This is a genomic window from Chthonomonas sp., assembly GCA_016788115.1.
Lineage (GTDB): Bacteria > Armatimonadota > Fimbriimonadia > Fimbriimonadales > Fimbriimonadaceae > UBA2391.
Genome location: JAEURR010000005.1, coordinates 88876 through 108616 on the forward strand (window position 1 = coordinate 88876; position 19741 = coordinate 108616).

Annotated in this window: 22 protein-coding genes and 1 tRNA gene; 11 read left to right on the plus strand and 12 right to left on the minus strand. The window is 60.1% G+C overall.

The genetic code is table 11. From position 1 onward, the window contains the following. Positions 1-4: 4 nt before the first annotated feature. Genes JNM85_03020 through JNM85_03035 form a run of 4 tightly spaced genes read right to left on the minus strand, consistent with a single transcriptional unit; the run spans position 5 to position 3387 of the window. Positions 5-1348 (minus strand): FAD-binding oxidoreductase, encoded by a 1344-nt coding sequence (locus JNM85_03020; protein MBL8087027.1) that lies wholly within the window; start codon positions 1346-1348, stop codon positions 5-7. After that, complete coding sequence (locus JNM85_03025) at positions 1341-2060, minus strand: SDR family NAD(P)-dependent oxidoreductase (protein ID MBL8087028.1); 720 nt, start codon at positions 2058-2060, stop codon at positions 1341-1343. The genes JNM85_03020 and JNM85_03025 overlap by 8 nt, the downstream gene beginning before the upstream one ends. Beyond that, positions 2057-2938 (minus strand): UbiA prenyltransferase family protein, encoded by an 882-nt coding sequence (locus tag JNM85_03030; protein MBL8087029.1) that lies wholly within the window; start codon positions 2936-2938, stop codon positions 2057-2059. Before JNM85_03030 ends, JNM85_03025 begins: the two co-directional genes overlap by 4 nt. Before the next feature lie 8 nt (positions 2939-2946). Further along, the gene (locus JNM85_03035; protein ID MBL8087030.1) at positions 2947-3387 is read right to left on the minus strand and encodes an SRPBCC family protein; all 441 of its coding nucleotides are present in this window, start codon (positions 3385-3387) and stop codon (positions 2947-2949) included. 74 nt (positions 3388-3461) lie between these two features. Here JNM85_03035 and JNM85_03040 point away from each other — a divergent pair, with 74 nt between their 5' ends. Further along, a complete protein-coding gene (locus JNM85_03040) occupies positions 3462-4394 on the plus strand; it encodes a threonylcarbamoyl-AMP synthase (GenBank protein ID MBL8087031.1) in 933 nt (310 codons plus the stop codon). Here the strand turns inward: JNM85_03040 and JNM85_03045 are convergent. The 6 genes from JNM85_03045 to JNM85_03070 are packed head-to-tail and all read right to left on the minus strand — an operon-like array spanning position 4373 to position 11455. Beyond that, the gene (locus tag JNM85_03045; GenBank protein ID MBL8087032.1) at positions 4373-5134 is read right to left on the minus strand and encodes a TerC family protein; all 762 of its coding nucleotides are present in this window, start codon (positions 5132-5134) and stop codon (positions 4373-4375) included. The genes JNM85_03040 and JNM85_03045 overlap by 22 nt on opposite strands. A gap of 3 nt (positions 5135-5137) precedes the next feature. Beyond that, positions 5138-5938: a universal stress protein gene (locus tag JNM85_03050; GenBank protein ID MBL8087033.1), complete on the minus strand. Its 801-nt coding sequence runs from the start codon at positions 5936-5938 to the stop codon at positions 5138-5140. Next, the gene (locus JNM85_03055; protein MBL8087034.1) at positions 5935-7779 is read right to left on the minus strand and encodes an APC family permease; all 1845 of its coding nucleotides are present in this window, start codon (positions 7777-7779) and stop codon (positions 5935-5937) included. Before JNM85_03055 ends, JNM85_03050 begins: the two co-directional genes overlap by 4 nt. A gap of 50 nt (positions 7780-7829) precedes the next feature. Beyond that, positions 7830-8882 carry an amidohydrolase family protein gene (locus JNM85_03060; GenBank protein ID MBL8087035.1) on the minus strand — a complete coding sequence of 351 codons (1053 nt, stop codon included), beginning with the start codon at positions 8880-8882 and terminating at the stop codon, positions 7830-7832. Further along, positions 8879-9916 (minus strand): DNA-protecting protein DprA, encoded by a 1038-nt coding sequence (locus JNM85_03065; GenBank protein MBL8087036.1) that lies wholly within the window; start codon positions 9914-9916, stop codon positions 8879-8881. Before JNM85_03065 ends, JNM85_03060 begins: the two co-directional genes overlap by 4 nt. A gap of 9 nt (positions 9917-9925) precedes the next feature. After that, positions 9926-11455 carry a PQQ-like beta-propeller repeat protein gene (locus JNM85_03070; protein ID MBL8087037.1) on the minus strand — a complete coding sequence of 510 codons (1530 nt, stop codon included), beginning with the start codon at positions 11453-11455 and terminating at the stop codon, positions 9926-9928. A 179-nt stretch (positions 11456-11634) separates the two neighbouring features. On the opposite strand from JNM85_03070, the gene JNM85_03075 reads away from it, so the two are divergent. The 3 genes from JNM85_03075 (at position 11635) to JNM85_03085 (ending at position 12877) form a co-directional block, all read left to right on the plus strand. Continuing rightward, a tRNA-Ile gene (locus tag JNM85_03075) sits at positions 11635-11711 on the plus strand. A 161-nt stretch (positions 11712-11872) separates the two neighbouring features. Beyond that, a complete protein-coding gene (locus JNM85_03080; protein ID MBL8087038.1) occupies positions 11873-12319 on the plus strand; it encodes a hypothetical protein in 447 nt (148 codons plus the stop codon). A 207-nt stretch (positions 12320-12526) separates the two neighbouring features. Next, positions 12527-12877 carry a hypothetical protein gene (locus JNM85_03085; protein MBL8087039.1) on the plus strand — a complete coding sequence of 117 codons (351 nt, stop codon included), beginning with the start codon at positions 12527-12529 and terminating at the stop codon, positions 12875-12877. A gap of 2 nt (positions 12878-12879) precedes the next feature. On the opposite strand, the gene JNM85_03090 is transcribed toward JNM85_03085, so the two are convergent. Then, positions 12880-13962 carry a redoxin family protein gene (locus JNM85_03090; protein MBL8087040.1) on the minus strand — a complete coding sequence of 361 codons (1083 nt, stop codon included), beginning with the start codon at positions 13960-13962 and terminating at the stop codon, positions 12880-12882. 81 nt (positions 13963-14043) lie between these two features. On the opposite strand from JNM85_03090, the gene JNM85_03095 reads away from it, so the two are divergent. Continuing rightward, the gene (locus JNM85_03095) at positions 14044-14292 is read left to right on the plus strand and encodes a hypothetical protein (GenBank protein MBL8087041.1); all 249 of its coding nucleotides are present in this window, start codon (positions 14044-14046) and stop codon (positions 14290-14292) included. Here the strand turns inward: JNM85_03095 and JNM85_03100 are convergent. After that, positions 14289-14648 carry a TfoX/Sxy family protein gene (locus tag JNM85_03100; GenBank protein ID MBL8087042.1) on the minus strand — a complete coding sequence of 120 codons (360 nt, stop codon included), beginning with the start codon at positions 14646-14648 and terminating at the stop codon, positions 14289-14291. The two genes, JNM85_03095 and JNM85_03100, sit on opposite strands and share 4 nt — an antisense overlap. Before the next feature lie 20 nt (positions 14649-14668). Here JNM85_03100 and JNM85_03105 point away from each other — a divergent pair, with 20 nt between their 5' ends. The 6 genes from JNM85_03105 to JNM85_03130 all read left to right on the plus strand — a co-directional run bounded on the left by JNM85_03105 (position 14669) and on the right by JNM85_03130 (position 19733). Continuing rightward, positions 14669-15004 carry a heavy metal-binding domain-containing protein gene (locus JNM85_03105; GenBank protein ID MBL8087043.1) on the plus strand — a complete coding sequence of 112 codons (336 nt, stop codon included), beginning with the start codon at positions 14669-14671 and terminating at the stop codon, positions 15002-15004. A 57-nt stretch (positions 15005-15061) separates the two neighbouring features. After that, positions 15062-15823 carry a Bax inhibitor-1/YccA family protein gene (locus JNM85_03110; GenBank protein MBL8087044.1) on the plus strand — a complete coding sequence of 254 codons (762 nt, stop codon included), beginning with the start codon at positions 15062-15064 and terminating at the stop codon, positions 15821-15823. A gap of 103 nt (positions 15824-15926) precedes the next feature. Continuing rightward, the gene (locus tag JNM85_03115) at positions 15927-16973 is read left to right on the plus strand and encodes a GNAT family N-acetyltransferase (GenBank protein ID MBL8087045.1); all 1047 of its coding nucleotides are present in this window, start codon (positions 15927-15929) and stop codon (positions 16971-16973) included. Continuing rightward, the gene (locus JNM85_03120) at positions 16970-17662 is read left to right on the plus strand and encodes a glycosyltransferase family 2 protein (GenBank protein MBL8087046.1); all 693 of its coding nucleotides are present in this window, start codon (positions 16970-16972) and stop codon (positions 17660-17662) included. The genes JNM85_03115 and JNM85_03120 overlap by 4 nt, the downstream gene beginning before the upstream one ends. 4 nt (positions 17663-17666) lie before the next feature. Beyond that, positions 17667-18809 carry a TIGR03790 family protein gene (locus tag JNM85_03125; GenBank protein MBL8087047.1) on the plus strand — a complete coding sequence of 381 codons (1143 nt, stop codon included), beginning with the start codon at positions 17667-17669 and terminating at the stop codon, positions 18807-18809. Positions 18810-18812: 3 nt separating this feature from the next. Further along, the gene (locus JNM85_03130; GenBank protein ID MBL8087048.1) at positions 18813-19733 is read left to right on the plus strand and encodes a hypothetical protein; all 921 of its coding nucleotides are present in this window, start codon (positions 18813-18815) and stop codon (positions 19731-19733) included. The last annotated feature ends 8 nt before the right edge of the window (positions 19734-19741 follow it).

The following is a 19741-nucleotide window of genomic DNA, read 5'->3' on the forward strand; positions in this document are numbered from 1 at the left end:
AAGACTATACCGCCGTCGGGACCGTGAGCCCCAGGCGGTCCGACTGGGCTGTCGCTAACACCCCCGTCGGATCCCAGCGTGATTTGAACTCTCGGTACCGCTCCAGGGATTCCTCTCCGTAGGATCGCCGCGCCTCGGCAGGAGTCATGATGGAGTCCTTCGCCAAGTAGAACTTGCCACCGGCATCGAGCACGATCTTCGTCATCTCGCGTAACAACGCGTCAAGCCCTTCGCGCCACTGGAAGTCCATCGCGAGTGAGAATCCGTCAACACAGTACGGGAAAAGCCCTCCTGCCGCGCGATGCCTCTTGAGCACCGCCAGATGGCTGACCAGCCCCGCGCTGCCCTGCATGCGAATCAGCTGCTCGAAGACCCCCAATGCGGCTTCCTTAGGGACAAACGGCTGGAACTGTACAAAACCACCGCCCTGCTGGTACGCCTGCTCCCAACCCGGAGCCGAATCGAGCAAGAACGAGAAGTCTGCCAAATACTGATCGAAGACATCGTCTCGGGTCATGGTGTACTTGGCGAGGTTTACCAAGGACATTCTCCGCCCCCGGGCAAACCAACGCATCGGCTTCCAGAGTTCGCTCTTCGAGACCCCCAGGATGCGAGTGGCTGGCTCGAGGACTTGCAGAACGGTGTCTGGCCGCGCTTGGGTGTACTCGGCGGCATGCACGACGCCTCGACCGCGTCGATACAAGTCGAGCCAGCCGACGGAGTAGTCTTTCGAATGCGCCTCGGCATCCACCTGCGCCAGGCTCTCCTCAAGACTGTCGGTCCGCAGGCAGAAAACGTGCAACTGATGGGTTGCCACCTTTTTGAGTTGAATCGTCAATGACACCGCAACGCCAAGCAGCCCCGCCGACCCACTCGCCGCGTCAAACTCGGGCGTACCCCGGTGCAGTTCGCGCAGCTCCCCATCGGGCGTCAGCCACCGGACAGAAAGCACGTGCTCCGCGAAACAGCCCGCTTTCCAGTGGTTCTTCCCGTGCACGTTCATCGCGAATGCGCCGCCGACTGTGATCTTCGCCGTACCGGTCACGACAGGCAACCACCATCCGTCACTGATAACGGCTCGCCACAGTTGCGCCAGCGTCACTCCGGCATCGCACTCGACCACACCGCTGGCTGGATCCCAGTTCGTAATCTGGTGCAATCCATCCAGCATCAAGACTCGGGGGCCATAGCAGGCATCGCCATAGCTCTTTCCCGCGCCGCGCAGTGCCCACGTGCCTCCCTCCTCCAGTGCGGCGCGAATCTGGCTTAAATCTCCCACCGACCGGCCGAGGACCGTCTCCCTCTCGCGCCCTCCAAAACCCCCAAGTTCGACGATGGGATCAGACATTCAGCCGCCGGAAGATCGGACTGGGGATCGCGCGGATGACCGCGAACATCACCGCATGGACTGGCGAAAGATAGAATTCTCCCGAACGCCGCGCTTTCTTCAAAATGATAGCCGCCGCCTTCTCGACCGGCATCATACGCTTCAGTCCCAGACCTCGCGTCATGTCGGTGTCCACCGGGCCGGGCTTGACCGTGACGACCGTCACACCATGCCGGACTAACCGATTGCGCATGGATTCCATGAAGGTCGCGAGGCCTGCTTTGCTCGCGTGATAAGCGGGCACCGCACGACGACCCCGGTCTCCCGCGACGCTGCCGATCGCCACCAACGTCCCCGTGCCCCTGGCCTGAAACTTTGGCGCAGCAGCATTCATCCACGCCATCGCACCCGTCAAGTTCACCGCTACCGATTCGGCATCTGCGGCGGTATCGTAGACGTCGAGTCCCGGCCGAACCAGAATCCCCGTCGAATAGACCACGAGATCAACTGGTCCCTGATCGGCCTCAATCTGCTCGAACAGCGCCTCGACTTCACCCACCGCGTGGACGTCGTGCTGGTAAACCCGCACGAGGTCCGAAGCGAGTTCGGCGAGCAGTTCCTCACGTCGGGCAAGTGCCGTCACCCGGCAGCCTTGCGCAGCGAGTTGCTTCACCAGCTCGCGGCCGATCCCCGAGCTCGCACCGACCACGATCGCGGAGTTCCACGCGCTCATGAAGCCACCTGCAAAAATCCGATCCTCCAGCCTGCCATGGCCGCCACCGCGAGCACCACGAAGAGTACGAAGCTCACCATCAGTTGCCGGTCCCGGAAGAGTAGGAGCTCGGGCTCGTCGGTCTCCTCCGAGCCGTGCGCTAACAGCAAGTACCGGATGATCGTGAAGACAACCACCGGAACCGTCATGAGCAAAGTCGGATGGGCGCGCGCCGTTTCGCTCTCAATGGAGTAGAGCCCATACGATATGGCGGCGATCGTCGCACTCAGCAGCATTAGCGCGTCCAGAGCCGAGCGCGTGTAGCCTTGCAGACTCGCCCGCGTGGCCCCGTCGGTTCCGAGGGTTATGAATTCGTGTCGCCGCTTGGCCACCGCCAAAAACAAGGCCAACGTGCCCGTGCAGTACAGCAGCCACGGCGAGATCGTGACCTGGATCGCAACCGCGCCGATCGCCGCACGGACCACAAACGCCATCGCTATGGTCATCACATCGACCCCTGCCAAATGCTTCAGCGCAACGTTGTACGCCACTTGCAAACCCATGAACACAGCGAGCATCGTGTGGATCGGCAGCAACCAGCCCACTCCGATTCCAATCGCGAGTAAGAGGATCGCCAGGATCGTGGCCGCATCGGTCGAAATCTTTCCGCTCGCGATCGCCCGGAACCGCTTCTTCGGGTGGCGACGATCTGACTCGATGTCCAGGAGATCGTTGGTCACGTAGACGGCCGAGCTCAACGCGCACAGTGCGATAAAGCTAAGAAACGCGGCTTGAGTCGCCCCGGGAGTGTTCCAACCCGCCGTAAACAACCACGCGGCGAAGACCAATAGGTTCTTCGTCCACTGGCGCACCCGGATCAGGGATAGAACGGCCCCCATGCGTTCGGTTAGTTAGCCTCAGCGCGGTGCTTGATCGCCGCCATCAGCGCTTCGATGTTCTTCGTGGCCAGTGAGTGGATCACCTTTTTCACCAAAGCCCCGAGCGCGGGGACGTTGTACTCGTAGTCCACGTGAGAGGTGAAGCGCGTATGCCCTTGTCCCTCATCTTTGAACTCCCAGTAGCCGGACATCGAGTCGTAATCCCCCTTGAGCTGGACAAAATCGCAGCGGTTTCCATGCCATTTATCCTCTTGAGTCCAACGGACTTTCACATTGAACGCCGAGATCACGCCGATCCACTCGCTCACAACCCGATCACCTTCGTCTTGCACGACCGTGAGCGACTTCACATCATCCATAAAGTCTGGAAACGACCGATTGTCACGCGCAATTTGGAGTACGCGATCAATCGGCGCGTGGATCAGCAGAGTGGTATCGATGGACGCCATAGCTAATAGCTTAGACGCTAAGCACCCCCGTGTGGGAGCCCGATCCGTAGCCGTCCGGCATAATCTTAGGGCACATGGGCGCAGATTGGATGGGTGAGGATGGAGTGAAGCTGGCGGTGTCTGCGCTGGCGGACGAGAGCCTCGTCGTGCTCCCCACCGAGACGGTCTACGGGCTGGCCGGGCTCGCGCTCTCCGAAGTGGCTGTCGCAAAGATCTTCACCGCAAAAGGGCGACCGTCTCACAACCCACTTATCGTGCATCTCGGCCAAGTGAGCGATGTCGTTCGCGTCGCCGTGCCCGCGAACGATCGCTGGCAGCGTCTGGCCGATGCGCTATGGCCCGGCCCACTAACGCTCGTACTGCCCAAACACGACTCCGTTCCGGGGATCGTCACCGCTGGGGGGGACACCGTCGCGGTTCGTATCCCCGCCCACCCGCTCTTTCTACGTGTACTGTCCGAACTTGGCCAGCCGCTGGCGGCCCCGAGCGCAAACATCTTCACCACGCTCTCCCCCACGCGTGCCCAAGATGTATCTCTGGAGATTCGTGCGCACACCGCAGGAATCCTGGACGGCGGTCCGTGCCAAGTCGGGATCGAATCCACCGTCCTCGACCTCACCACCGACGTGCCTCGAGTCCTACGCCGGGGGGTGCTTTCAGCGGCCACCCTTTCTGGAGTCCTCGGTGAGCGGGTGGCGGAAGCATCTTCGGAGCCCGCGCCAAATTCGCCGGGCCAACATCCGCGGCATTACGCTCCCCGCGCAACCATCACATTCGTTGAGGGCCATCACAACGAACCGGGACTCGTTTTTGAGAGTGCGAGCAGCGCTCAACGGCTGATGCCCAGCGATCCGAGTGGATACGCTCAGGCGTTGTACGCTGCCCTTGCCTCGCTGGACCGAGCCGGTGAACCACACATCCTGGTCCAGAGACCCCCAACGACCCCTGAGTGGGACGCCGTCTGGGACCGTCTGAACCGAGCTAGCTACGAACCTGGCGGCAGATGAGGCGTTTCGTGCAACTGCACGGGGCTGTCGGACTTCTTGCGCAACCGCATGTTTAGGAACTCTACGCCGGTCGCGAACGCCATCGCAAAGTACGTGTAAGCCTTCTCGATGTGCTGCCCCATTCCCTCGGCCATCAGGTTTGCGCCTATGAGCACCAGGAACGATAGTGCAAGCATCTTGATCGTTGGGTGCTTTTCCACGAACGCACTCAGTCGTCCCGAGAAGACGAGCATGAACGCCAAGGCGATCACCACGGAGATGATCATGATCTCGACCTGCTTCACCATCCCGATAGCGGTTATCACCGAGTCGAACGAGAAGATCAGGTCCATCATGACGATCTGCGCCATGATCGCTCCAAAGGCGACTTGCTTGACGGTCCCCGTCTCGACGTGCTGAGCCCCCTCCAGCTTGTGATGGATCTCCGTCACCGACTTGTAGATGAGGAACCCGCCCCCGACGAGAAGCACCAGGTCGCGCCCCGTGAATTCGTGATTCAGGATCCCGAAGAGTGGCTTGGTCAGACCCATGATCCAAGTGATCGACAGAAGCAACAGAGAGCGCGTGATGATCGCGATACCGACCCACAGTTTCCGGGCACGCGGACGCTGCTCTTCAGGCAATCGCCCGGACAGGATCGACACGAAGATAACGTTGTCGATCCCGAGGACGATCTCAAGGATGACGAGCGTCAGCAAACCCACAAGCGCCTGCGGCGAACTTATCCAATCAAAGGACATGCGTTAAACCTGATCGCGCACAAAATGCAGCGGCAAAGACACTTTCCCAAGTACGGACTTCACAAGCTTTGAGTCCACATCGAATCCATCGGTCGAGCCCGGCAAGGGCAAGAACACTTGGCTCACCCCGGTCTCCGTGACCGCGTCCAAGATCATCGTCGCGATGTCGCGCCCTCGCTCCATGACCTTCTCGCTCACGATGTCGCGTTCCTCACAGACGGTTTCTGCCTTCTCCAGACTGCTCACCGCGGCCTGCTCCTCGTCCGGGAGCGGGGACTGAAGGGGCAAGTCGCGCGGCACAAGCACCGGTGCCAAGAGGGTCAGCGCGGCATGGTTCATCTCTGCGTGCTCGCACGCCAGCTTCAGTGCATAACCGTCGCTCGAACTCTGCAGCAGACACACCAAATACCGTGTAGAGATCGCCTTGGTGGGTCGCTTCTTTTTCGCCTTGCCATCGTGCTCATCGGCATCGCTCAAGCGGTACAGCGAGGTGCGCGCCTCTTCCACCGAGGACGCAATCGGAAGCTGGGAGCGAACCTCCTCCACCTGTCGAAGTACGAGCATGACGTTTTCGGGCACCGCAGCCACGATGACCCGCGCATTTTGCCGCTCGATGAATCCCTGAATGTCCCTGAACGTATCCGCCCCGGCGGCGTTGCACTCGGTGATGCCGCTGCAATCGATGACAACCCCTTCTGGAGAGCGACGCAGGGCCAGCGAGATCGCCGTGTGCACCGTGTGCCAAAAGTTCGAGCGCAGCGCCCCCGAAAGGACGATCAGGTCATCGTACGACTCGACGATCATTGAAGGAAGTACCTCACGTTGGTAATCACGACGTTCTTTCGCGCACCCAGCGCGTACTTCAGGGCGACGGCGGCGTTGTTGTGGAGGAGGCTGTGGTACCAGCGCTTCGGTACGGCTTGCGGGACAATCACCGTGACCATACACGTGGGATCCTCATTGAGCGTTTCATCGATGTAGTCCGTCACGGGTTCAATGAGTGACCGGTACGGCGACTCAAGGATCACCAGCGGAATGTCCGCACCGAAGGTGTTCCAATCGCCCTTGATTCGCTCCGCGCTCTTTTGGTCGAGGGTCACGTGCACGGCGCGCACGTCTTGCGACATCGCCTTGGCATACGCGATCGCATGCAGCACGCCGCGGTGCACACGCGGCACGAGCAGCAGCACCGTCGTCTTCACTTCCGGGAGCACGTCGCCAGGGGCGATGTTCAGTTCGTTTGCCAGGTAAGTGTAGTGCCTTCGAACCGCCGCTAGCACGAGGATGATCGCGGTGGCCGCAATCAGAACAATCCAGGCCCCCTCTTTAAACTTTGTCGTGAAAATAACAATCGTGACGACGCCGGTGATGGTGCCACCGATCGCGCTCATCGCTTGCGACCAGAGCGGTCGTTTGTGCTTTCGCTCATACACCACCATGCCGAACTGGCTCAAGGTGAAGCACAGGAAGACACCCACCGCATACAGCGGTACCAACCGACTCACGTTGCCGCCGAACCCAATCACGAGAACAATCGCCAAAAACGCCAACGTGACGATGCCGTTCTGGAAGACCAGTCGGTCGCCCTGCGCATTGAGCTGCCGAGGCAAGAATCCGTCGCGCGCCAGGATGCTGGCAATACGGGGAAAGTCGGCATAGGCCGTATTCGCGGCAAGCAGCAGGATCCCCGCCGTCGCAACCTGAACCGCGTAAAAATACCAGTGGTTCTGACCGTAGATGTGCGCCGCAATTTGGGCGATCACCGTCATAAACCCGTCCTGCGAGAACTCCATCGGCAAGACGTGGAACCGCTCGGCTAGGTACGAAACGCCGATAAAGAGTGTGCCCAACGTGAGGGACATAACCGCCAAGGTGATCGACGCATTGCGCGATACCGGCTCCTTAAACGCACTGGTTCCGTTCGAGACCGCCTCGATACCCGTTAGAGCAGTACACCCAGCAGCGAAGGCTCGACCGAGCAGAAAGATGTATGCAAACCCGGCGAGATCGGGATGCGCGGCAGCTCTCGAGTCCAGAATGACCTGGGGAATCGGCGCGATGGGACGGGTCATACCCACGAAAATCAACCCGAGCATCAAGACAATGAAAGCGTAAGTCGGCACCGCGAAGACAGCCCCGCTCTCCTTCGCACCGCGCAAGTTTGCGATCGTCACGACTAGGATCGCGGCCACACACATGTGCACCACGTACGGCTGGGTCTGAGGAGCCATCGAGACAATTGCGGCCACGCCTGCCGAGATCGACACCGCAACCGTAAGAACATAGTCGATCAGGAGCGATGCGCCTGCGACCATCCCCGCACGGACACCCAGGTTTGATCGCGCAACAGTGTACGATCCACCTCCGCCCGGATAGGCGTAGATCGTCTGAACGTAGCTGACGCTCACGAGGAGGATCAGGACCGAAATCAGCACCGAGATGTTCAGCGTGAAGCTCAGAAGGTGCAGCGCCTTGTGGTCTCGAAAGATGTGCATGATTTCTTCCGAGGCATACGCGACGCTCGAAAGGGCATCGGATGCAAAAACTGGGAGCGCGATCCTTTTCGGCAAACGCTCGTGGTGCGCGTGCTTCGTGGCGATCGGCTTCCCGAAGACGCTGCGCTTAAACTGAGTAAATACGGACATACAAGACCGATTCGATTATGCGGGTTCAGGGCGGCTCGTGTCCACCAGGGTCAGCATGCTAAGTGGTGAACCTTGACGAGGTTCAAGTCTAGGTCAAACACGCTCCACACCGCTGGAGGGGTGGCAATGCGCAAGGCCCTCCGAGGGTTCAGGCTCGTGGCCCGCATCGCAAACTCCGGGCCGAAGTCGGCGGCCAGGTTCCGAAAGGCATCCAGCAGCGTGATCGCGCTCCCCGCGAGAGCTCCGTTGGATTTCAACCGGATCTGTCCGCGCGAGGTCACGCACACCAGACCCCACATGTCAATCGTCTGCCCTGGAGGTAACCCGCTTGCCAACGTACTGTCGCTGACCGCGATCACGCCGTCGGCACCCTTGCACTGGATCAGCAACCCCGCCGCCTCGGGACAGACGTGGACCCGGTCGTAGATGAGTTCTGCAGTGACCGAAGCCGAACTCAACGCGAACCCGACCATCCCGGCCTCTCGGTGGTGAAGAGGACGCATCGCATTGTAAGTGTGGGTGGTGTGGCGCGCTCCGGCCTCGACCGCCCTCTGACCCTCCGCGAACGTGCAATTGGTGTGCCCCATGCTCACGATCACTCCGCGCGCGGACAGCCGCTGGATGAGCGGTAAGGCGTTTGGCCGCTCGGGGGCCACGGTAATGACTCGTAGCCTAGGGTCTTCGAGGACAGGGTCCCATGCGCTGCCGACCGCCGGCGGATCGAGGATCGCGCTAGGGGGCTGCGCGCCGGGAAAATCGGGGCTGATGAACGGCCCTTCCAGGTGGAAGCCGCCGACCATGAGCGAGACGGGCAGGTTCGACAGCGCATCCAACACGGCTTCGGGCGACGCGGTCACCGTAGTCGGCAAGTAAGTCTCGTAGCCGATGTCGCCCAGCGCAGAACCCAGATCGTCCATCTCGGCGCGGGTCGCGCTCATGAAATCGGTTCCAAACGCGCCGTGGATGTGAATGTCAACGAATCCAGGCGCGAGGATCGCATCCGCGGCCTCCACCGGCTCGCCCACGTGGACAGTTCCGCCGCGCATTTCGTATCGATATGCGCCGTACCCGTTCGGTCCAATGAGATAAGCCGATTCGCTCACGGATTCAGAGCATATCCGATCCCGTCGCGCAGGACGATACCGTCGAGTTCTAGGTCAGTCAGTTCGGCGAGGACCTCCGCACTCTCAATTCCCGTGAGCTCGCTAATCTTCTCCGCCGAGAGCGACTCTGCGCCGAGGACATCCAAGATCTTGACCTGCAGATCGTTCGTGGGCTCGGAGCGGGTGGACTCCGGTAGCGCGCCGCTCCAGCTCAAGGCCTCCAGCACGTGGGCTGGGTGCGTCACCAGGGTCGCCCCATCGCGGATGAGTTGGTGTGAGCCTTCAAACGAAGGCATCGTGATGTTGCCCGGAACGACCAACACTGGCTTGTTTTGGTCAATCGCCGCCGAGGCGGTCGAGATCGCTCCCGAGCGTTCGGGAGCCTCGATCACCAACACTAGGTCGGCAAGCGCAGCCAACGTCGCGTTCCGCTGCAGAAAACTGTAATCGGAGTTCGTTCGGAAGCCGCAGGCGTATTGACTCACGAGGCACCCCCGCTGACGGATCTCGGTGTACAAGTCGCGATGTCGCTCGGGATAGGCGCGATCCACCCCGCATGGAAGTACGGCCAGGCTCCGACCCCCAGCATCGACTGCGCCTCGGTGGGCGGCATAGTCAATGCCCAGCGCCCCGCCGCTAGCGACCGTGATGCCCGCACCCGCAAGTGCGCCTGCGAATTTAGCCGCGGCCGCCGTCCCGTACGTCGTGGACCGACGTGTCCCCACAATGGCGACGATCGGCGCATCGAAGGCCGCTGCCTGCCCCCATCGGAACAGTACCGGCGAGAATCGCGTAGGATCCACCTCCCGATACTCGGGATTCTCCCAGACTTCGACCCCGCGTGCCAGCGCGCTCTCGAATGCCGCCATGTCGCAGTTCTTCATCAACCCGCGCTCCCGATCGGACAGCGACTTCCACGCGAGCATGAAGCCGATGGGTGGCAAAGAGGAAAGCCCAAGCTCTGCGAGCAGAGCTTGGGCCTTTGTCGCTGGCAATTCAGCTGCGGCCAGATACTGCCAAAACGCTGGCTGCATGCGCAGCGATTAGCCTCGCGAGCCGTCGCTAGGGCCGCCGCGACCCGGGCCGGGCCCTGTGCGCGGATTGTTAGTAGCCGGCTTCGAATCGGGGATGCTTGCGTCGATGATCAACGCGAACTCCTTGACGGCCGTGTTACCCAGCCAGTCCGAAGCGGTGACCTTGAACATGCGCCGACCATTCTGCAGGGGTTTATTCTTGCCGTCGAGTGAGAATCGTACAAGGGTGTAGCCCTCGCGGGTCTTGGTTGACTCGCATACGGTGCCGTCAACCTCAATTTTCAGCGTGCGCGTATTCAACCCCGAAGCAATGTCGTCGATTTGGAAGAACACATCGAACGGCGGCTTGCCCTTGACCGCTTCGCCCGGGTTCGGATAGAGCATCTTGATCTCAGGGGGCGTCAGGTCCACACCATTCTTTCGGTCAAAGCTCAGGATGCTTCCGTCACGACCCACCACGTAGATCGAATCCGAGATCAGCAAGGGTGCAATCGCTGCCTGAACAAACTCTGGCTTCGCCGCTGCGCTTCCCTCGGCCGCAGCTGGTGTGGTCTTCACGAGCGGTGGCACAAGATAGTTCCAGACTAACTCGCCCGTCTTAACGTTGATCATCGAAAGTTCGCCATTCTGCGATCCGATCGCGGCAAAGTCTCCCACGATCAGCGGATCCACGGCCGCAATCGAGCCTACATTGAACGGCTGCTTGAGCACGCGGCGTCCACTGAGATCAAAAACCATCAAGCGCCCGTCGCGAGTGCTCACGGCAACTCCAGTCGAGTTCACTGAAGGATTTCGCAGCAACGGCATCTGGGCATCGACTTGCCATCGCTTCCTACCGTCGATCGCACTGACCGTGACGAGGAACGTGCTCGAACTCAGATACACCTGGTCGCCGAATATGGTCGGCTTCACGTCGCCATTCAGCACGGCAAACTTTTGGCCCCAGTTCTTGTTCTGCGACCCCACGTTCACGCTCACAAGCTCCTGGCGCTGCGTGACGAAGATGATGTTATCCAGGTAGCTGGAGATGAATCCTTGAATCCCGTCAAACACGCGCTGCGGGGCGATCCATGCTGCGGTCCCGTCGTTGGCGTAGATCGCCATCAACGTGTTGTCCGACATCGCGAACACCACGTACTTCCCGACCATGATCGGGGCGCCCACCACCGTAGCGGTCGTGTTGTACGTCCACTTGGAGGCACCGGTGGTCGCATCGATGCCGTAAAGCGTGCGATTGTCCGCCGCAGCGACAACAATCCCGTCACCTAGAACCGTGCCCGTTCGAAAGTTCGAGTCGAGCGGTTCGGCGGTTGGAAAGCGCCATCGCTGATTCCCGGTGATCCGGTCGATCGCGTAGATACGATTGCCTACCGCAGCGAAGAGGGTAGTGCCGTCGGTGGCCATCGCGCCGCCTGGAGCGACCGAAGTGGGCTGTGCCCACCGCCATGCCAACGGAGCAGGTCCGCTAAACTGCGCGCACGCACCGCTTACCAACGCGGCGCACACCGCAATCAAGCTCGACTTTGAACGAATACTCATGCCTGGGTTGATCCTCCGAGGAAGCGGCGAACCGCAATTGGATGCAGTATAGCGGGCATCCTTGCGGCCTGTCTATCGCCCTTCACCAACCGGTTAGACGCACCACTGCCGCGATTCGTCACGAATTCTCGATCCATTGCGAAGACCCGTGACCCTTGGGTATCCTTTTCCCTCGGCGCGGGCTCATAGCTCAGTTGGTTAGAGCGCACCCCTGATAAGGGTGAGGTCACCGGTTCGAATCCAGTTGGGCCCACCAAACGCCATCCCCTACGTCCCCACCTTGCTGGTCTTTTGATCATTAGGCGATATGTCCTACCGGCCTAACAATCGTTTGCGAAACCGTTTCGATTGCAAAATATCTCGCGCTTTTCAGCGTTAACCATGCAAGCCTGAAACCGCGCAAGCGCATAATGCCGTATGCCAGCTCACGACGCTACGCGCGAGGAGCGCTGGGGAGTCATCCGGCACCTCGTTCGCTCTGAGCGCCTGGAAAGTCAACAATCCGTAGTGGATCGACTTTCAGAACTAGGCTACAACGTCACCCAAAGTTCCGTGTCTCGCGACTTGAACCGCTTGGGCATCGTCAAGTCTGGTGGTGCATACGTATTACCGGCCGGTCCTTTGGGTCTCGGCGGCTCCCCGCTGGGTGCCGTGCTCGGTGCGACCGCGGCTGGAGATCACCTCATCGTAGTGCGTACGGCGGTGGGCGCGGCCAATCTCGTTGGCGTTCACCTTGATGAAAACGATCTTGAGGGCATGGTCGGTACCCTCGCCGGCGACGATACGCTGTTTATCGCGACGACCGACAAGGGCAACCAAGAGTCCATCCTCGCTTTTCTAGGACATCCCATCCAAAGCGCATAATATGCGCCACTTCACCTACAAGAAAACGGGCGCTCGCTTAGCGGGCGCCCAACTAATTTTCTTAGGAAGCTTCGGAGATTCCGCGCGGATCAGGCGCCGTTGCCTGGCTTTGTCGCCCCTCGTCTCCGTGGCGTTTTCGGTGCGGCTGAGCCGCTTTTTAGTAACGACAATCGTGAAAGTCGTTTCGATTCAAGTATTTTCTTGAACATGCCCCACCTCCAGCTCGAGCTTTCACCCAACCTTTTGGACGTCCCTGCCCAAACTGAGCTGCTCCAAAAGCTGGTCGCATTGGCATCGAGCTTCGAGACGGTGAACTCCGCCGCGGTGAAAGGCTACTGCCGCCCCAGCACCGCCACCATCATGGGAGCCGGGGCACCGAGCGGGTTTGCCCACGTGACCTTTTGCCTAATGACCGGAAGGCCAGCCGATCTCCGCGGACACTGGGCCGACGCGATCTTCGCACTGATGAAAGAACATCTCGCGAACCTCGTGGACGCGGGCGAATGTGCCGTGACCGTCGAGATTCGCGAGATGGATGGGCTGACGTATCGGAAGTAGAGTTACTTCGCGAAGCGCAGCTTAGCTTTCTGCAGGAAGTCCAAGAAGCCCGGATCGTCCTTGAACCGCGAGCCCGGCGTCACTTCGATCGCCTTGTCCAATTTCCGCTGCGCCTGTTCAAAATCTTTGCGCAGGTACGAGAGCTGCGCCAGATAGTACAGCACGTAGGGGTCGCGGTCCTTGTTCACCTTGTCGGCCGCATCGGCAGCCGCGGTGATCAGGGGCTGGTCTTCTGCGACTGGCGTTTTCGATTTCATTGTCACCATCAAGCTGTACATCGCCAGGCCCTCGGCAACGCGTACATCGTCTGAGCCCGCAAACCCAGCGATCTCAGCTGGCACCAACGCGCGATCCTTATCGTGAACCGCGACCAGTCGCTCGGAGACCACGTCTGCGGTCCGCGCGGGTGAGTCCTTCATCGTACGATTCCAAATCTCGATCGCCTTGTCGGTGCTGCCAGCAGCGTAGAAGTCACGAGCCTGCTTCAGTTCGGCATCGATCGCGGCCTCCTTAGCCTCTCGCGCGCGCTCTTCCTCAAATCGAGCCTTCTGCTCGGCGATGTTGTGCTTACCTGCAAGAACTGCGGTCAACGTTTCGCCAAGGTCGTCCATGGGATGACCGATCCACGCGATCTTCCCTTCGCCGTTGACGATGAACGCGGCGGGAATGCCACGCTGGCTGTATGCCTTCATCCAAGTCTCCGCCATCGTCGTGCCGTCGTCAAGCGCTACGTTGTAGGCCATCTTGTCGCCCATCTCGTCGACAAACTTCTTGACCACACCAGGAATGTCATTTCCGCGTTCCCAGACGCTCACTCCGATGAACGTGACCTTTCCCTTGAACTCCTTGGCAAGTTCAGTCAGGTGAGGAATGCTCTGCTTGCAGGGGCCACACCACGTCGCCCAGAACTCGACGACGTAAACGCTGCCCTTTTTGAATGTGGTGACGGGAGTCCCCTTGGCCCACGACGAGACCTTAAGGGCCGGTGCAGGTGAGCCGATGGAGGGAGCGGCGGCGATTGCGAGCACCGAGGACGCCAGCACGCACGCGATGCCAACTGAGCGAAGAGCTGATTTGGGCCACATAATGCGGCTATTCTACTGCGAGACTTGCGGGGAGAGCAGCAGTTTCTGCATGCGCCTAAGATCTTCGACCACAATGTAGCCATGAATGCATGGTCTCGCGTCTCCTACTACCGGCTCTACTGGGACACTCAAGCAGGCATTGGCGAGATCGTCCTCACCCATAACTTGCCCGGCGAAGCCAGCACGGAGACTCCACTCACCGGCCTGAGCCAGCCGACGTACATGGCGATGGTGGACATGCTCCGATTCGAGCGTCCCATCCTGTTCAATGCACACACCATGATGCTCGGCACCGAAAACGAGCCGACTGGCGAAGAAGAGTTCGATTAACGCTTCTTTGGCTTCTTGAGCGCGGCAGTCTCGGCGACGTGGATCGCCTTGTCCACCCAGACCTTGAGCTCTTCCGGGTTTTCCAGAAGACCATCAGGGATCTCGTAGTAGCCCATCGGCTTTGCGCCATCAAACGGGACGAACGCTTCTTTGCCGACCGCCTCAAAGTCGGCTCGGTTCGAATCATCCACCTTTAAGTACACCACCCCATCATCGGCAACCGCGAAGATCATGTCGTTGTGGAAGACCCCGAGCCCGCCAAACATCGCACGCGACCGAATCTCCACCACCGCTGCTAGCCGATCCTCTACGTAAGCCCTAAACTCCTTCGTCATGGCCATGCGAGCATTTTGCACGAAAGGTGTATCCTCGCAGCATGAGTGATATGCATGCTTGGGTCACCACTGCAAACAGCTTCGACGGCTACAAAGTTGTGCGAAACTTCGGCGTCGTGCGCGGGATCACGGTTCGATCTCGATCCGTGTTTGGACAGATCGGCGCGGGCTTCCAAACCATGTTCGGTGGGAACATCACGCTTTACACCGAGCTCGCCGAACAAGCTCGTGCCGAGGCTTACGAGCGAATGATCGCCCACGCCGCTGCCGTGGGGGCCAATGCCCTGCTGGCTGTTCGCTATGACGCCACGGAGATCGCGCAAGGCTGTACCGAAGTCATTGCTTACGGGACTGCCGTGACCATCGCTCCAGCTTAGTAGCCCTCCGCTACGATCTGGCTTGTTTCCACGTACTATGGAGTAGGTACCCGCACCATGAAATCACAAAGCAATCCGACCATGCGCGAAGACAAATTCGAACGGCCGATGTACTCGCCGTCCGACGTGACTGGCTACGGCACGATGACTCTGAAGGGCACGATCAACAAGATTGGGATCATGCTAGCCATCGTCACCGCCGCGGCGGTCGTCGGATGGAACATCCCCAACGTGTTCTTTCTGATCCTCGCCTTCGTCGGTGGTTTAGGGCTCGCATTCTGGCTGTATCGACAACCGGAAAAGTCCTCGGTCCTCGCGCCGTTCTACGCCGTGATCTCCGGGCTTGCGGTCGGCACGATCTCGGTCTTCTCGCAAGAGATGCTGAAGGACAGCGCGATCGGTTCGATGGGTGTCCCCATCGCGATCCTGGGCACGCTCGTGACGCTCGGGGTCATGCTGTTCCTTTTTGCCAAGCGTATCATCGTCGTCACAGACACGATGCGTAGCATTATCATCGGCGCAACAGCGGCGGTCGCGATTACTTACGTGCTCGCATTCTGCGCCAGCTTCATCTTTCCGTCGTTTGTCGGCGGGTTGGCGATCTTCAACGGCGGGCCGATCGGTATCGCCTTCAGTATCTTCGTCATCGGCCTCGCTGCGTTCAACTTCTTGCTGGACTTTGACCTGATCGAACGCGGAGTGAAGAACCAGGCACCGGCATACATGGAGTGGTACGCGGCGTTCGGTATGACCGTGACCATCGTATGGCTCTACCTCGAAATCCTGCGACTTCTGCGCAAGATCTTCGGCTCGCGCTAAGCTCGCCCTCCGGCTCGCGCCAAAAGCCCCATCGGAGATCCGATGGGGCTTTTCTATGACTCTCTTGGAAACTCACTTGCACGCCTCCCCGTTATAATGAAACGTGCTGCGGTGGGAGGTGCTGGAATCCGAAAACTGGATTCAGACGATCGAGACGGAATGGCAAGAGCTCTTTCGGACGACGGCGTCTGCGAACCCCTTCCAGTCGCCAGCTTGGATTCAAACTTGGTGGGAAGTCTATCGTGGGGTGAGACAGCCGCACATCGTGACTGGCCGACAGGGTGACGAACTAAATGTACTGTTTCCCATGATGCGCACCGCCGCTCCTTGGCGCGCACTCCGAAGCATGGGCACAGGGCACTCGGACTATCTCACGCCTTTGGCGACCGAGCCCCGCGGTCTCGAGCTCGCCGACCATCTCTGCCAATCAAATGTCGATCTGCTTGATCTTCACCAGGTTCCCGAGCAGAACCCGCTCGCCATCGCCATGGAAGACGGCGCCGTCCAAGCCGCATGTCCCGTACTGACCCTGCCGCAGACATTCGAGGAGTACACCAAGACCCTCAGCAAGAGCCTACGGTACGACGTTAGCAAGGCCATGCGCTCGAACCCCGACATTCAAGTGGCCTCCACACCGGAAGAGGCGCACGAGCACCTCGCAATCTTCTTCGACTTGCACGGTCGTCGCTGGCGTAAACGCGGCATGCCTGGAGCCTTCAGCCTGCCCCGGGCGCGCAAATTCCACCGTCGCTTTGTCGTGCGCGCGGTCGAGTCGGGCATGCTTCACCTGGCCGTCTTGCGCCATGAAGGACGACCAGTTGGCACGCTCTATGGGCTGCGCGCTGGCCGGTCGATGTTCTTCTACCAGAGCGGATTTGACCCCGAGGCGAAGGGACTTAATCCCGGTACGACCCTCATCGCCCACACAATCCGATGCGCCATCGACCAGGGCTGTACCGAGTTCAATTTCTTGCGCGGGGACGAACCGTACAAACTCCGCTGGAAACCCCAAATCGTCGTGCCAAACGTCCGAATTCTCCGCCGATTAAACCGTGTGCGCGGCGAGATGGGCCGAAGAATGAACTCATGGGAGGCCCGCGTTGAGCTCTCTCTCCGACGGCGGCTTGAAGGCAAGGGCTTGCTTCGATGAGATCCCGCCCGCTCAACAATAGGGTTGCGATCATCATCCCGGCCTACAACGAGGAACCGCGCATCAGCCGCGTCCTCGACGCGGCTACCCGCTGCAACTTGGCCGACGAAATCGTTGTCGTCTGCGACGGCAGCACGGACCACACGGCCGAAGTCGCCAGCCTCTACGCGAAAGTCAAGGTCGTTGACCTGAAAACCAATATCGGTAAGGGCGGCGCAATGTCGATGGGAGTTGCGAACTGCTCCTGCGGCGTCATCTGCTTCGTCGATGCCGACCTCCAAGGGCTGCGCCCCGAACATTTTGAACGTATCATTACGCCTGTACTTCTAAACAAATGCGACATGGCCATCGGGGTCTTTCGCGGCGGAACGTTCCTCAGCGACTCTGCCCAGCGGATCTCTCCCTATCTGAGTGGCCAGCGGTGTTTGCGCAGAGAATTCTTCGAGTCGATTCCCTACCTGGCGGAAATCCGCTTCGGTGTGGAAGTCACATTGAATACCTTTGCGCGACGCCAGAAAATCCGAGTGGCACGGGTCGTGCTGCACGGACTCAGTAACAACCTCAAGGAGCGCAAACTTGGACTTGTCAAAGGGACTGCCGCAAGAGCAAAAATGTATGCCGAAATCGGACGCGCCATGGTCCGCATACGCCGAAGGACCACAAAAAAACGTCCGAAGAGGGCTCGGTAGCCTCGTGTTGACGGCACTTGTCCTGATGGGCTGCGCCAAGCAGCACACCCCGGGGATGCCCCCTGCCAGCGCGCTCCGGGTAGGCAATACCCAGAAGATCGTTGGGATCGGTGTCGCCGACAACAAAGCGTCGGCTGACTCCAAGCGAGTTCTCGTAGTGGTCAACACCGGATCGCCCGACAGCATCGAGATCGCGCGGTATTACGCGTCTAAACGCAACATTCCCGCAACCAATATCTTCCCCGTTGACATCAGCGCCGTTGAAGAAGTCAGCGCCAGCGAGTTTAACTACGCCGTCAAGTACCCACTTCAGGATCTGCTGCGCAAGCGAACCGACATCGACTTCGTCGTGCTCACAAAGGGCATGCCGATCCGAATGACACACGCGAACGGATACGGCACCGATGCCGCCATCGCGGCGATGTACCTTTCCAACACCCCGATCCCTGAAGTGCTCGCGCCGGAGACTAAGAACAAGGAGCAAGCCATCGAGGGAGCGCGTAATCCCTATCTGAATGCCGTTGGGCGATTCAGCCGCAAGAAGTACAACATGGTCCTCGTCACTCGGCTGGATGGCTACACCATCGCCGATGCCAAGAAGCTTGTGGACAACTCGGTCAACGCCAAGCCCGAATCCGGACCGTTCTTCTTCGACCTCGCGGGCAATCGAAACACGGGCGGTTACGGAGGCATGCAGCAAACGCTCGTTGCCGCTTACGACGTGATCAAGCGGAAGGGTTTTCAAGCCGTGATTGACCGGTCTGAGAAATTCATTGACCCCGGCACTCCGGTCGCCGGTTATGCCAGCTGGGGCAGCAACGATGGAGCGTTTGACTTGGACACTTACCGCAAGATTCGCTTCAAACCCGGAGCGCTCTGCGAGACGTTCGTGAGTACGAGCGGCCGCACGTTCCGGCCTGCCACCGGTGGCCAAAGCCTTATCGCCGATCTGATTTCTCAGGGGGTGACGGGCATCAAGGGGTACGTGAGTGAGCCGTACACGTTTGCGCTTGCCCAACCTCAGATCATCTTCGATCGCTACACCGCAGGCTGGAATCTCGCCGAGAGCTTCTACGCCGCCTCGCCGGTCATCAAGTGGAAAGACGTCGTCGTCGGCGATCCGCTCTGCCGACCCTACGGTCGCTAATCGGTGAGACTCCTCTGGCTAATGCGAGAGCCCGCGCCGGGCATGCTTGCGTGTGCGCGGCGCGTACTGCCAACCCTCGCCGAGCGAGGAGTCAGCGCGGAGATCGTGGACGCCGCCCACTGGATGCCGAAGGAGACCGGTAATCAGGTCGATAGAGAGGTCAGCGCACGCCTGACCGAAACGGCCAGTCGCTACGACTTCGTCCACGCCTGGGGATACCGACCCGCTTGGGCGTGCGCAGAAGCGCTCCCGAAGCGGACCCGATGGTGGACGACCGTCGTCGATCCTCCGCGGACACGCCACCCCGCTCTGATCGACAGGCTCAACCGAAGTCGTCTAACGATGACGTTTTCCGCCCCGGTCCGCGCGGCGCTCTTCGATGCGGGCGTAAGTCCCGTCGCTCGGCTCGCACCTGGAATTGAGCTACCCGAGCCGATGGACAAGCTCTTTGCACGTAAGGAACTCGGCCTCCCCGCCGACGCCGCCATCGCATTCGCCGCTCCCTCGCGCGACGGTTCAGAACTGACATCCATCGCCGATGCCATGAGTCGCGTTCGCGAACGAGTCCCGAATGCACTCCTCCTTGGTCCGGACGAGAATATGTCCATCCCGATGGCCCTGGCAGCAAGCGACGTCATCGTCATCAATCGGCCAAGCGCGGGATTCAGCGTTCTGGCACTGGAGGCAATGGCGGCTTCCCGCACGTGCCTCTTCCGTTCTGGCAACCTGAATTTCATGGCCGATCACATGATCAGCGGTCTGTTCTTCCACTCCGAGGAGGCGTTGGCCGATTCACTCGCCGGGGCGCTGCAAATGCGGATCGGACTGGAAGCAATGGGGAGCGCAGCGCGCGTGATCGCGCACGATCAGTACTCACTAGAGGCATTCGCCGATGGACTGATTCGAGCCTACAACGGCCCTTGAGCGGGTAC

Excerpts from the sequence above, each read along its gene's own strand:
- JNM85_03020 (MBL8087027.1), bottom strand. The coding sequence starts at position 1,348 with ATGTCTGATCCCATCGTCGAACTTGGGGGTTTTGGAGGGCGCGAGAGG.
- JNM85_03025 (MBL8087028.1), bottom strand. The coding sequence starts at position 2,060 with ATGAGCGCGTGGAACTCCGCGATCGTGGTCGGTGCGAGCTCGGGGATC.
- JNM85_03030 (MBL8087029.1), bottom strand. The coding sequence starts at position 2,938 with ATGGGGGCCGTTCTATCCCTGATCCGGGTGCGCCAGTGGACGAAGAAC.
- JNM85_03035 (MBL8087030.1), bottom strand. The coding sequence starts at position 3,387 with ATGGCGTCCATCGATACCACTCTGCTGATCCACGCGCCGATTGATCGC.
- JNM85_03040 (MBL8087031.1), top strand. The coding sequence starts at position 3,462 with ATGGGCGCAGATTGGATGGGTGAGGATGGAGTGAAGCTGGCGGTGTCT.
- JNM85_03045 (MBL8087032.1), bottom strand. The coding sequence starts at position 5,134 with ATGTCCTTTGATTGGATAAGTTCGCCGCAGGCGCTTGTGGGTTTGCTG.
- JNM85_03050 (MBL8087033.1), bottom strand. The coding sequence starts at position 5,938 with ATGATCGTCGAGTCGTACGATGACCTGATCGTCCTTTCGGGGGCGCTG.
- JNM85_03055 (MBL8087034.1), bottom strand. The coding sequence starts at position 7,779 with ATGTCCGTATTTACTCAGTTTAAGCGCAGCGTCTTCGGGAAGCCGATC.
- JNM85_03065 (MBL8087036.1), bottom strand. The coding sequence starts at position 9,916 with ATGCAGCCAGCGTTTTGGCAGTATCTGGCCGCAGCTGAATTGCCAGCG.
- JNM85_03070 (MBL8087037.1), bottom strand. The coding sequence starts at position 11,455 with ATGAGTATTCGTTCAAAGTCGAGCTTGATTGCGGTGTGCGCCGCGTTG.
- JNM85_03080 (MBL8087038.1), top strand. The coding sequence starts at position 11,873 with ATGCCAGCTCACGACGCTACGCGCGAGGAGCGCTGGGGAGTCATCCGG.
- JNM85_03085 (MBL8087039.1), top strand. The coding sequence starts at position 12,527 with ATGCCCCACCTCCAGCTCGAGCTTTCACCCAACCTTTTGGACGTCCCT.
- JNM85_03090 (MBL8087040.1), bottom strand. The coding sequence starts at position 13,962 with ATGTGGCCCAAATCAGCTCTTCGCTCAGTTGGCATCGCGTGCGTGCTG.
- JNM85_03095 (MBL8087041.1), top strand. The coding sequence starts at position 14,044 with ATGAATGCATGGTCTCGCGTCTCCTACTACCGGCTCTACTGGGACACT.
- JNM85_03105 (MBL8087043.1), top strand. The coding sequence starts at position 14,669 with ATGAGTGATATGCATGCTTGGGTCACCACTGCAAACAGCTTCGACGGC.
- JNM85_03110 (MBL8087044.1), top strand. The coding sequence starts at position 15,062 with ATGAAATCACAAAGCAATCCGACCATGCGCGAAGACAAATTCGAACGG.
- JNM85_03120 (MBL8087046.1), top strand. The coding sequence starts at position 16,970 with ATGAGATCCCGCCCGCTCAACAATAGGGTTGCGATCATCATCCCGGCC.